This is a genomic window from Chryseobacterium culicis (assembly GCF_900108365.1).
Taxonomy (GTDB): Bacteria; Bacteroidota; Bacteroidia; order Flavobacteriales; family Weeksellaceae; genus Chryseobacterium; species Chryseobacterium culicis.
Map to the genome: position 1 here is coordinate 734,376 of NZ_FNWQ01000003.1, position 13,185 is coordinate 747,560.

Annotated in this window: 9 protein-coding genes; 4 read left to right on the forward strand and 5 right to left on the reverse strand. The window is 37.2% G+C overall.

Annotation, left to right across the window (positions count from 1 at the left end):
• Positions 1-22 precede the first annotated feature (22 nt).
• The 4 genes from BLW74_RS15060 to BLW74_RS15075 form a co-directional block, all read right to left on the reverse strand.
• Positions 23-2,179, reverse strand: a complete 2,157-nt coding sequence (locus BLW74_RS15060) for a TonB-dependent siderophore receptor (RefSeq protein WP_089693531.1) — start codon at positions 2,177-2,179, stop codon at positions 23-25.
• A 150-nt stretch (positions 2,180-2,329) separates the two neighbouring features.
• Positions 2,330-5,404 (reverse strand): preprotein translocase subunit SecA, encoded by a 3,075-nt coding sequence (secA, locus tag BLW74_RS15065; protein ID WP_089693533.1) that lies wholly within the window; start codon positions 5,402-5,404, stop codon positions 2,330-2,332.
• Positions 5,405-5,527: 123 nt separating this feature from the next.
• A complete protein-coding gene (locus BLW74_RS15070; RefSeq protein ID WP_002662059.1) occupies positions 5,528-5,749 on the reverse strand; it encodes a DUF2795 domain-containing protein in 222 nt (73 codons plus the stop codon).
• A gap of 136 nt (positions 5,750-5,885) precedes the next feature.
• Positions 5,886-6,914 (reverse strand): GDP-mannose 4,6-dehydratase, encoded by a 1,029-nt coding sequence (locus BLW74_RS15075; RefSeq protein ID WP_089693534.1) that lies wholly within the window; start codon positions 6,912-6,914, stop codon positions 5,886-5,888.
• Positions 6,915-7,002: 88 nt separating this feature from the next.
• Here BLW74_RS15075 and BLW74_RS15080 point away from each other — a divergent pair, with 88 nt between their 5' ends.
• On the forward strand, positions 7,003-7,800 hold the full coding sequence (locus BLW74_RS15080; protein ID WP_089693536.1) for a DUF2797 domain-containing protein: 798 nt from the start codon (positions 7,003-7,005) through the stop codon (positions 7,798-7,800).
• A gap of 32 nt (positions 7,801-7,832) precedes the next feature.
• On the forward strand, positions 7,833-10,478 hold the full coding sequence (locus BLW74_RS15085; RefSeq protein ID WP_089693539.1) for an AsmA family protein: 2,646 nt from the start codon (positions 7,833-7,835) through the stop codon (positions 10,476-10,478).
• A gap of 106 nt (positions 10,479-10,584) precedes the next feature.
• Here the strand turns inward: BLW74_RS15085 and BLW74_RS15090 are convergent, their stop codons facing one another.
• Positions 10,585-10,935: a hypothetical protein gene (locus tag BLW74_RS15090; protein ID WP_089693541.1), complete on the reverse strand. Its 351-nt coding sequence runs from the start codon at positions 10,933-10,935 to the stop codon at positions 10,585-10,587.
• A 175-nt stretch (positions 10,936-11,110) separates the two neighbouring features.
• Here BLW74_RS15090 and BLW74_RS15095 point away from each other — a divergent pair, with 175 nt between their 5' ends.
• Positions 11,111-11,305 carry a hypothetical protein gene (locus tag BLW74_RS15095; RefSeq protein WP_089693543.1) on the forward strand — a complete coding sequence of 65 codons (195 nt, stop codon included), beginning with the start codon at positions 11,111-11,113 and terminating at the stop codon, positions 11,303-11,305.
• Positions 11,306-11,428: 123 nt separating this feature from the next.
• On the forward strand, positions 11,429-12,475 hold the full coding sequence (locus BLW74_RS15100) for a PA0069 family radical SAM protein (protein WP_089693544.1): 1,047 nt from the start codon (positions 11,429-11,431) through the stop codon (positions 12,473-12,475).
• The last annotated feature ends 710 nt before the right edge of the window (positions 12,476-13,185 follow it).

Genomic DNA, 13,185 nt, shown 5'->3' on the forward strand with positions numbered 1-13,185 from the left:
CTGAGGGGCTAACCTTTGTTTTTTAAAATTTATATCCTATTGATAATCTCCAGTTACGCGGAGCATTGTAGATCCAGGCATATTCGCCTCCATCACCTCTGTATCCGCTGTATAGTTTTTTGTTCAGGACATTATTCAACATTAAATTGACATCAAATTTCTTAGCAACATAGGAAACCCCGAAGTTGGTATCAAAATAATCCGGAAGACTTTGATCTTTCGTCGCACTTACTCCATACCAGGATTGTCTTCCTCCCTGATACTGATATCCGGCTGAAATACCAAACCCTTTCATAAGACCATTGTCAAACCTGTAGTTTACCCATGTATTTTGTACATTTTTGGCATTTCCCGGTGACTGGATTCCGATTCTCGCAGGATCTGTGTCTTTAACGGTCTTTGCATCGGTATAGGCATAGTTGATAATAATGTTCAGCCCTTTGATGATCTCTCCTTTGATATCGGTTTCAAAACCTCTTGCTCTCTGTTCTCCGGTAGGAACCTGAAAAGCAACTCCGCCATTTTCATTTGAATTGCCGGCAACAAGAATATTCTGTCTTCTGATTTCATATACGGCAAAAGTGGAATTCCATTTTCCTCCGAACCAGTCTTTCTTCAATCCGAATTCAATATTCTGTCCTCTGAAAGGATCTGTAATCTTGGTTTGATTAATTCCTGTTCCGGATTGTGGTACGAAAGTTTTATCATAGATTCCGTAAGCCGAGAAGTTTTCATTGATAGAATAACTCACTCCAACTCTTGGGGTAAACTCACCCGCTGTATCAGGTACAACAGGAGTTCCCGGGCTCAGATTAGGATATGCGGAATAAGTTTTACCGCTTGTATATCTTCCTGCTAATGTTAATCTCAATTTATTATTAAACATTTCAATCTGATCCTGAGCATAATATGAAGTATATTTTACGCCCTGATCATTATAAAATGGAGCAGAAGTGTTTAATGTATAAAAATCAGAAGAAGGAAGTTGGGAAGGATCTACACCGTAGTTTACATTATAAATGTTGATTGGGAATGGCCCTCCTGCAAAAGATGAAAAGTCTGCTTTGTATTTTCTGTCTCCGTAATCAAATCCTGCGATTATTTTATGAACAATATTCCCTGTATTAAGGGTTCCTCTTACATAAGTCTGGAAAATGTGGTTTTTTCCTTTTGCCTGCCAGTTGCTTAATGTTCTGTTTAAAACATTTTTGTTGGCCGGATCAAACGTTCCCCACCATGATCCTCCGTCATAATTCAGGTCCATATAAGCGTATTGTGTGCTCCAGACCCAGTCTTTGAAAAGCTTCTGGTCTAAACTTAAGAATAAACTCTGGTCTTTTACTTCAGTTTTCTTGAAGTTTGGATCATTAAAGTTGGTATGTACGTTCAGTGAAGCATATCCGTCGTTAGACATCAGGTAAGCTCCCGGCTGGCTGAATTTTAAATACTGATAGTTGTACTGCGCTGTAAATGTAGTGGTCTTCGTAGGTCTGAATGTAATGGAAGGAGCAACAATGATTTTGCTTGTTTTATCATTTTCCACCCATGAATTGTTGGAGCTTCCCATCAGATTGATACGGTAGTCTAAAACACCGTCTTTTGCTAGAACTCCATCCAGATCTGCCTCACCTCTGAAAAGATTATAACTTCCCGTTGTGAAGCGTACAGTGTTGGCAAACTTTCCGGTAGGCTTTTTGGTGACTACGTTATAAAATCCTGCCGGATCTCCCATAGAACCCATGAACCCTGCAGGCCCTTTAACAAACTCTATTCTGTCGATGATAGAAGCATCAGGATTGATAGGCCCCCATGTAGAGGAAACATTCATCCCGTTCATAAAAGTGGCAATGCTTGCCCCTCTCATAAATACATTGGAATATACATTATCCCAATGCTCCACCTTTCTTGCCCCACTTACGTTACGAACAATGCCTTCAGACATATTCAGGGTTATCTGGTCGGCAAGAACCTGAGCGCTTACAGACTGTACATTCTGAGGAAGCTCAAGGATAGGAGTCTGGATCCTTAGTGAACCTGAAACTTCATTCAGTTTATATTTCTGATAATATCTTCCGTTAACAACTACCTCTTCAATATCTTTGGATTTGATGGTGTCTTTCTTTTGGGCAGAAACCAGCATTGTTCCCAAGGCGGAAGCACAGATCAGTACATTTTTCATGAAACTCAAATTTTTTGCAAATATATTATTTTTAAGTATTCTAAATAAATAATAAGATTGATATTTATCATAAAAATAGTATAGGGTGAATAATAAAAAACCGCTCTGGCACTGCCAGAGCGGTTTTTATAGAATTTTATTAAAATTTTCTTAAGCCGGGATTTCTCCTTTGTATAAGAAAGAAATAATTTCTTTGTTCAGTTTGTCGATCATTTCACTGAATAAGTGGAAAGATTCCTGCTTATAAATCACAAGTGGATCTTTCTGCTCATAAACAGCTCCTTGTGAAGATCTTCTTAAGTCGTCCATCTCACGTAGGTGAAGCTTCCAGTTTTCATCAATGATTGATAAAGTAATGTTCTTTTCAAAGTCATTTACCAAGCTTTCACAGTGAGTATCATAAGCTTCTTTAAGATCAGCTACAATAGTCATTGTTTTGTGCCCGTCGGTAAAAGGAACCTGGATCATTTTGAACATTGAACCCTGATTTTGATAAACATTCTCAATAATTGGGAATGATTTTTCTTTCAATAGGTTCAGCTTCATTCTGTAATCTTCCTGAGCTGCTTTGAATAAGATATTCGTCAGATCCTGAACGTTTTTATTATTAAAATCACTTTGAGAAACCGGAGATTCCATGGTGAATGTTTTAATGATCTCGTATTCAAAATCTTTATAATTTCCTGAAGCTTTTCCTTTCGCAACGATAGAATTGGCAACATCGAAAATCATATTCGTAATGTCATACTTCAAGTGGTCTCCGAAAAGCGCATTTTTTCTTCTCTTATAAATAACGTCACGCTGCTTGTTCATTACATCGTCGTACTCAAGAAGTCTCTTTCTTGTTCCGAAGTTGTTTTCTTCTACTTTCTTCTGAGCTCTTTCAATAGACTTGCTGATCATGGAGTGCTGAATTACTTCGCCTTCTTTATGACCCATTCTGTCCATCATTTTAGCAATTCTTTCAGAACCGAACAAACGCATTAAGTTATCTTCAAGAGATACATAGAACTGAGAACTTCCCGGGTCTCCCTGACGTCCTGCTCTACCTCTCAGCTGTCTGTCAACACGTCTTGAATCGTGTCTTTCTGTACCGATGATCGCTAATCCTCCTGCTTCTTTCACTTCTTTGGATAGCTTGATATCCGTACCACGGCCTGCCATGTTCGTTGCAATGGTTACAACACCCGGCTGTCCTGCTCCCGCTACAATTTCTGCTTCTTTTTTATGAAGCTTCGCGTTCAATACCTGGTGCGGAATTTTTCTTAATTGAAGTGCCTTGGAAAGCAACTGAGAAATTTCCACAGAAGTAGTACCCACAAGTACAGGTCTTTTCTGTGCTGTTAATTTTTCAATTTCTTCAATTACGGCATTATATTTTTCTCTGTTGGTTTTGAAAACCAAGTCTTGTTTGTCATGTCTTAAAATAGGACGGTTAGTAGGAATTACCACTACATCCAGTTTATAGATCTCCCAAAGCTCTCCGGCTTCAGTTTCAGCAGTACCCGTCATCCCCGCAAGCTTGTTATACATACGGAAATAGTTCTGAAGCGTGATGGTTGCAAAAGTTTGAGTAGCTGCCTCTATTTTTACATTCTCTTTCGCTTCGATTGCCTGGTGAAGGCCGTCTGAATAACGACGTCCCTCCATGATACGACCTGTCTGCTCATCAACGATTTTTACTTCACCATCAATGACTACATACTCATCATCTTTTTCAAATAATGTGTACGCTTTCAATAGCTGGCTCATCGTGTGAACACGTTCAGATTTTTCAGCAAAATCTGAGAAAAGTCTTTCTTTTGCTTCAAACTCCTCTTCTTTAGATAAGTTTTTAGCTTCTACTTCTGCAATCTCAGTTCCGATATCAGGAAGGACAAAGAAGTTAGGATCAGAGTTACCCTGAGACATGTATTCAACACCTTTGTCTGTAAGGTCTACCTGATTGTTTTTCTCCTCGATTACGAAGTAAAGATCTTTATCTACGATCGGCATATCACGGTTGTTGTCCTGCATGTACTGTGCCTCAACTTTCTGAAGCAATGCTCTGTTACCGCTTTCCGATAAGAATTTGATTAATTGTCTGTTTTTTGGAAGACCTCTGTATGCCTGAAGCAATTTAAAACCTCCTTCTTTTGTATTTCCTGCAGCGATTAATTTTTTTGCTTCATTAAAAATAGCAGAAACGGTTTTCTTTTGTACTTCAACAATTCTGTCGATAGAAGGCTTTAATACATCAAACTCCTGTCTGTCTCCCTGAGGAACCGGACCAGAGATGATTAATGGTGTTCTTGCATCATCTACCAATACAGAGTCAACTTCATCCACAATGGCAAAGTTCAGTTCTCTTTGTACAAGTTCTGAAGGTGAGGTCACCATGTTATCTCTAAGATAATCGAACCCGAATTCGTTATTCGTTCCGTATGTAATATCAGAGTTGTATGCCTTTCTTCTTCCATCTGAGTTCGGCTGGTGGTTATCGATACAATCAATAGACATTCCGTGGAACTGATAAAGAGGTCCCATCCATGCGGAGTCTCTCTTCGCCAGGTAGTCGTTCACGGTTACAACGTGTACTCCTCTTTCAGGAAGTGAATTTAAATAAATAGGTAATGTTCCTACCAAAGTTTTACCTTCACCGGTTGCCATCTCGGCAATTTTACCGCTGTGAAGAATAATCCCTCCGATAAACTGAACATCATAGTGGACCATATCCCAAACTACAGGAGTTCCGGCAGCGTCCCATGAGTTTTTCCAAACAGCTGTGTCTCCCTGAATGCTAACGAAATCTTTTCCTGCCTCAGCAAGTTCTCTGTCCCAGTCACTAGCCGTTACACGGATTTCTCCATTCTGAGCCCATCTTCTTGCCGTTTCTTTGATCAATGCAAAAGCTTCAGGAAGAATCTGAACCAGAACTTTCTCTTCAATTTCGTATGATTCTTTTTTAAGAGACTCAATTTTTGTAAAAAGCGCTTCTTTTTCGTCAACGTTGGTTGAATTTTTTATCTGCTCTTTTATCTGTTCTATCTGAGCTGTAATCTTGCTGGTAGCAGATTTTATATTCTCTTTAAACTCAGCAGTTTTTTGTCTCAGCCCATCATCCGACAATTGTTGAATGTTAGGTTCTACAGCTTTGATTTTTGTTACAACTTTTTTTACTTCTTTTAGGTCCTGCGCTTTTTTGTCTCCCAAAAACCCTTTAAGAACTTTGTTTAAAAAACTCATAAATTTTTTGCTTTATGCTTAATGCAAAATGCTTTAAGCGTTTTAAATAACACTTATCGTGTAAATTAATATATAAAAAGGGCAAAAAAGCTCTAAGCACGCAGCCTAAAGCTTATCGCTTTATTAATATTCGTCCTCGTTCCAAAGGAAATCTTCGTCAGTAGGATAGTCACTCCATACTTCTTCGATAGATTCGTAAATTTCTCCCTCGTCTTCAATGGCCTGAAGGTTTTCTACTACTTCCATAGGTGCACCAGTTCTGATTGCGTAGTCGATAAGCTCTGCTTTTGTCATTGGCCAAGGTGCGTCACTTAAATATGAAGCTAATTCTAATGTCCAGTACATAATTTTCTAATTTTTTGCAAAAGTATAAAAATAGGTTGTATAATAAACTTTTTTATACTTGATTTTCAATTCTTTTTATAATTTTTTCTTATAAATGGCTGTCACAAACTGGCTGGCAGCTGTGTCAGCAATTTACTTAATGTCGTTTTCTCAAAAACCATTCCACAAATTTTTTTATGCCATTTTGGAAGTCTGTGGCCGGTTTATACCCTATTAAAGCCATTGCTTTTGTAATATCGGCATTCGTTTTTGTGACATCTCCCGGCTGCATTGGCAGAATTTTTTTATTGGCAGTTTTTCCGAGTGCTTTTTCTATCGTATTTACCATTTCTGATAAAGTGATTACCTGGTTTTCTCCCAGATTCAGAATTTCATATACTCCGGAATGAGTTTCCAGATATAAGATAGACTTGGTAATTCCGTCAATAATATCGTCTATATAAGTATAATCTCTGGCTGTACTCCCGTCCCCATAAAAAGGGATTGCCTGATCTTCTGAAATGAGCTTTGCAAATTTGTGTATTGCAAGATCCGGTCTTTGTCTTGGTCCGTAAACTGTAAAGAACCTAAGCTGAATCATATCTATATGATATAAACTATGGTAAACGTGTCCAATGACTTCTCCGCTTTTCTTAGTAGCCGCATAAGGAGAAATAGGATTGTCTACATTGTCGGTCTCTGAGAAAGGAATTTTTTCATTGTTTCCATAGACGCTTGAAGAGGAGGCACAAATAAACTTCTTAATATTAAACTCCTTACACAGCTCCCAAAGATTCATTGTGCCGCGTACATTCACTTCTTCGTATTCCAGTGGGCGCTCAATAGAAGGCCGAACACCTGCAAGGGCTGCCAGGTGAATCACCATATCAATATGATGATTTTTAAAAATGTTTTCCAGGCCGTTTTTATCCCGGATATCCTGCCAATAGAGGGAGTATTGATCAGAATGGGAAAGAGAGGCCAAATGTTGGATATCAGTCTCTTTTTCCGAAAATTCAAAATCCGAAATTTTGCCAATAGACTCTAAAGTATTTTTAATTTTTACCTGATAGCTGTAGAAATCATCAAAATTGTCAATGTTTATGACAGAATGTCCATTTCTCAACAATCGTTCAATTAAATGGGAACCAATGAACCCACTGCCGCCTGTTATAAGATAAACCATTTGTATTTTTTATGAGTGCAAAAATATAAATTTTACTTTTGAAAAATATAATCATTAAATTTACTTAAAAAAGTAATATAAATATAATATGCAGTTTCAAGGGCAAATTTTAAAAATGACAAGCTACGATGCAAAGCCAATCCAGTACTATCTCAGTCTTTCAGGAGATCTGATCCACATGAATGAGCTGTTTGGAAAGGAATTAAGCATAAAACATACCGGATTCCAATGTGTAAACTGCGGGGAAAACAAACCTATTTACAGAATGGGATTCTGCAAAAACTGCTTTTTTGAGAGTCCTTATGCAAGTGATACCATTATACGTCCTGAGCTTTCTACAGCACATCTTGACATTGCAGAACGTGATCTGGAGATTGAAAAACAAATCCAGCTGCAGCCACATACCGTTTACCTTGCTTATACGGGAGATGTGAAAGTAGGGGTTACCAGAAATACCCAGATTCCTACAAGATGGATAGATCAGGGTGCGACTTTTGCATTGCCCATTGCAAGAACAGAAAACCGTTACGAAGCAGGAATGATAGAAGTTGCGTTAAAAGATCATCTGCCGGATAAGACCAATTGGCGGAAAATGCTGCAGGATGATTTTGAAGGAGAAGTAGACCTTGCCGATTTCAGACAGAAGATAAAAGAATATTTCCCTGAAGATTTTCAGAAATTCTACAGTGATGGTGAAGATCTGTGGATGTTCGATTATCCTTTTGCAAAACCTGAGAAAGTCACTTCTTTTACTTTGGACAAAAAACCTGAATTTACAGGAAGGCTTACAGGTATCAAAGGACAGTATCTCGGATTCGAAGGAGGAAATTTCATTAATGTCAGGGGACACGAAGGGTATATGATCGAGCTTGAGATAAAGAACTGATTGATCTAATAAATAAAAACCAAATCACAAATATGAAAAAATGGGTGAAAAGACTATTGATAAGTTTCGGGATTCTGGCAGGAATTCTTCTGGCTGCGAATTTCGGACTGAATATATGGCTGAAAACCCAGCTGCCTGGCTATATAAAGAAAAATACGGCTTATAAAGTTTCTTATAAAACACTGGATGTAGATCTGGGAACAGGGAATATCTTGGCAACAGGCATTTCGGTAAACAGTAAAGATCCGCAAAATACAGACGTTATCGGGCTACAGGGAACTGTAGATACCTTGAAAATAAGCCGTTTCGGGATTTACGATGCCATTTTTAACAAAAGAATCAGCTCTTCGGATCTGCTGCTGGCAAACCCCAACTTAAATGTTATCCTTGCAAAGCCCGTTGACCAAAAAACGGGAAAGAAAAGAAACCCGGTCTTATTCGAAAATATCAGGATTAATAATGGTAAAATTGCAGTTTTCCGACATACAAAACAGAAATTTTTGTCTGTACAGCAGCTTGATCTTTTTGTGGAAAACCTACAGATGACCGAAGAATCTGTTGAAAACAAGCTTCCTGTTGTATTTGACAGATACAGCATAAAAGGACAAAAGTTTTTTTTCCGCCCGGACCAAACATATGCTATTACAATCAATAAGATCAATACAAGTGACGGGCAGATGTCCGTGGAAAATTTCAGGCTGACTCCCCTCCTTTCCTTTGCCCAGTTTAAAAAGTTTTATCCCAAAAAAACTCAGCTATTCGAATTTGCTGTTCCGAAAATGGAATTCAAAGATGTGATTTTGAATAAAAATAAGGTTTCACTAGCTAATGCTGATTTCCGAAACCCTATTTTTACGGTGTATCAAACAGGAGTAAAAGCTAAAAACAAGGAGAAAAAAACAAATTTTGAGGTTGATCTACAAAATATTCAGCTGAATAATGCTGTAGTGCAGATCAATAAGCCTGATGGCAATAAACTCTTGTCGGTCGGAAAGCTTAATTTAAATATTAATCAGCTTAAGTTTGATAAAGAAAGCTCAGAACAGGTGATTCCGGTCGGGTATAAGGATTTTTTACTTTCAGGAAGAGATATCGTATATTCTGATCACCGGAATATTGCCATTAGAAGTGTTGCGCTTAAACCTACAAATGGTGAAATTCTGGATATGGTTCTTACGTCTGGTTCTTCGGCAGAAGAAAAAACGGCAGTGAGTTTGAAAACAGATCATATTGCGTTTAACATCAATAAGCTGGAATTCACAGATAAAAAACTCAATCTCGATATCAAAGATGTTCTCGTAGATAAAGTAAACGGAACCTTTAAAGCAGAACAGAAAAAGCAGAATACAATTTCCGGTCCTGGGATTATTCAATCCATTATTGTAAGGAAGGTTTCCCTAAAAAACTCTAATATCACTTATGACAATGGAAAAGAGCCATTGGCTTTTCATGATCTGAATGCCACAGCAAATAATATTGAATTATCACCAAAATCTAACCAGCCAGGACTTTCTTTTAAAGTAAAAGACTATTATATAACCACCAGAAATCTTGCTTACAAAACGCAATTCTACAACATGAGCCTTGGGCTTCTGAAACTGAATAAAAATAAGATCCAGATCAATAATTTTGCCATGAAGCCTCTCGTTTCAAGAGCACAGTTTATCAAAATGATACCTGTTGAGAGAGATTTATATGATCTGAAGGCCACGCAAATAACTGCAGAAGGAGAGTGGGAACTGTTTTCCCACAATAAAACAGTAAGCGCTTCCCATGTAGGCATTGAGTCTGCAAACGCTAATATTTTCAGAAGTAAAATCCCGAAAGATGATCCAAAAATCAAGGCTTTGTATTCAAAAATGCTGCGTTCTGTTAAAATTCCGATGACGATTAATAATCTCGATCTGAAAAACTCCGTGCTGGTATATGAAGAAGATACACCAGAAAGCATGGGTCCCGGAAAATTGACATTCAGCAACTTTAATATGAATGTCAAAAACCTGAATTCTGCCAAAGTAAAAGGTAGACCAACCAAGGTGGATATTAAAATCAACTGTTCATTCATGAACCTATCACCGCTTTCCGTAAACTGGAACTTTGATGTAGCAGATCAGAATGACGGATTTGCAATTTCAGGTAAGACAACCGGTCTTCCCGCCAGCGGAATCAATCCCTTTATAAGACCTTACCTTCATGTAACGGCTACTGCCGGGACTATCCAGGAAATGCGTTTTAACTTTAAAGGAAATCCGGCAGGATTACACGGAACATTTAATCTCAAGCATAAAGATCTTAAAATTGCAGTTTTAAATAAAAATAATCATGAGAAAAAAGGCTTTCTGACGGCAGTAGCCAATATTTTCATAAAGTCAGATTCAGGAAGCTATCCTGAATCCGTTGCTGTAGAAAACGTAGAGCGTGATCCCACAAAATCTTTTTTTAACCTTTTCTGGAAAGGAATTGAGCAGGGGCTGAAGAAAACACTGATTGGAGCCAATGTAGAAAAAACAGAAAAGAAAGTGAAAAATGCCGTGTCATCTGTGAAGGAGATGAAACAATCTGTAAACGAAATAAAACAGGAGATCAGGAATAAAACATCTCAACCCTCAGAAGAGAAAAAAGAAAAGAAAGGTTTTCTGAACAATATATTCAAGAAAAAAGAAAAATCTGAAGAATAATTTTTTAAACCATTAAGAGAGAGTCATCATTGTACTTGTTTAAAAATAAATGATTTCAACTAAAATGATCTTAATGGTTTAAAAAATCAACATAAGGTACATTTGATTAAAAATTGAATTCATCACTTTCCAGAATAGGAATATCCCTTAGAAACTTGTCAAACTCTTCTCCGGGATAATTGCTGTCTGCACCGTAGGAATCTATAATCATTCCGCGGTTTCCGGCATTATCTTTTACCACATAAAGCACTGCGCTGTCATCTGGATTGCTGTCTCCTTCAAAACGGTAAGTTTTTAAAATCACCAAATCAGTCGGCTGATAAACGATATCAGAATTTTCAAACTTCATTTCGCAATTTTCATTCATTCTGAATTCTCTGTGTATTCCTCTTTCAGAAAGCGTTTTCATCACTTGGCTTAGGGTCGTCATTCTGTCAATGTTTTCTGGATTTTCCATAATATTATTTTTGATATTAAGTACAATAATTAAACCATTGCAATTTCTAAACATAAGAAAAATAGGAGATTGTAATTTTCCTAATAATAAAGTTTAATGTTAACAAAATTTATAATTTGAAAAAATAAAAGAGGTATGCTTTTTGCAATGGTATCAATAATAAATCAGAGAAAATATGAAAAAAGAAGTTGGAGTTTTACTGGCAGGAGGAGTTGGTCTTTTGGCAGTATTAGGCTTAATCAGTATAAAAAAAATTTTGACGAAAAAAGATAAAAAATATAGTGATTCCTATTCGGATTATCACAGACACTTTGATGAAAAGAACCATGACGATGAGACACACGGAGTGGAATTTTATGCGCTGAAGTAGTAAAAAAATATATTTAATTATGTTTAAATCCAACACTTTTGAAGGTGTTGGATTTTTTTTGTGGAAAACTTTAATGTTAAAACTCATTATTTTATAAAAATTCCACTTTAATTTTACATTATCATGCAGAACGAAAATTTCATCAAAGGTCAGGGAGCTCAGCGGAACGTTGTCAATCGTTTCGACAGGTATACCTATGAGCCTGAAGATGAAGATTTCGAAACCGTAAAAACTTCTTTCACGGAGGTTTTTCCCAAAACCATTGTCAATCAGGTCAAAAGCGAAGACCTCCCGATGGAATATTCCATGAACCCTTATCAGGGGTGTGAACATGGCTGCTCGTATTGCTTTGCAAGACCTACCCACGAATATTGGGGATATAGCGCCGGGATTGATTTTGAAAGAAAAATCATGGTAAAGAAAAACGCACCCGAACTTCTGGAAAAATTTTTTCAAAAGAGAGGCTATAAACCAGCCCCGATTCTGTTATCTGGAAATACAGACTGCTATCAGCCCGCAGAAAGACAATTTGAAATTACCAGAAAATTACTGCAGGTTTGTCTGGATTACAGGCATCCTGTCAATATTCTGACGAAAAATGCAATGGTCTTGAGAGATCTGGATATTTTAAAGCCGATGGCAGAACAGAACCTTGTCTCCGTTTCTTTAAGCATCCCAACAATCAATGAAGAACTTAGACGAAAGATGGAGCCAAGAACAAGTTCGGCAAAAAACAAGTTAAAAGCCGTTGAAATTCTGTCTGAAAACAATATTCCGGTCCATGTAATGGTTGCTCCTGTTATTCCCGGACTCAATAGCGATGAACCATTGAATATAGTAAAGTCCATTTCTGATGCGGGAGCATTGGGATTCGGATATACCTTAGTCAGATTGAATGACACAGTAGAGCCTGTTTTTGTAAATTGGATTGAAACCCATTTTCCGGACAGAGCACAGAAAGTCTTAAACCTAATCAGATCCATGCGGGGAGGAAAATTGGGGGACAAGAGATATTTTGAAAGACAAAAAGGGGAGGGTAACATTGCGGAAATGATCCATACTACTTTTAAAATTGGTAGAAAGAAGTTTTTTGAAGGTAAAGAATTTCCAAAGCTTTCAACTGACAACTTCACCGGAACCCGGGATCAACAACTAAAGTTATTTGATTAGCCTTACGATTGATCAAGTACTCCTTTTTATAATATATAGTATAAAGTGAAAAAGCTTCTGTTGTGCTGGGGCAGATTATTTTTCGGTTTCTTTTTCCTTTTACTCTTATATAAATACACATACCTTATTGTACAAATCCGTGCTGCCTGCGATTGATTGTACCGGGCTATTTCAATAGAAACTCTTTTAACCCTGTTAATCAAAGAGACTCTCCTTGTTGGCTTCAGTCAAATCACATAGAAAGATATCTACTGTATAATATAAGGATACCTTTCATTACTTATTACTGATACTTATTACTCATAAAAAGGGTCAAACTTCCGCTGTGTTCAATATTCCAAACAAATGTTAAAATTTTTCTTCCTTTGAATCAGGTTCTTAGGGTTGAATATGAACAAAAGGTAATATTTATGTTCAATAAACTTGTTTTGCGTGTTAATAAGTTGTTATCTTTGCCCCACTGAAAACGAGAGTTGATCAGTAAGCGCAGGAGAGCTTTTAGATAAGCATAAACATGATGATACTTCATAAGAGAGGGCTAAAAAAAACTTTTAAATTTTTTGAGAAAAGAGTTGTGGTTTTAAAAATAGTTATTATCTTTGCAGTCCCAATTAGAGGGAGCGCAGGAGTATAGGATTGAAGGTTTAGGAAAGGGTTAAGGTTACTTAAAAAACTTTAAAATTTCTTTCAGAAACATTTGGTCATTTCAA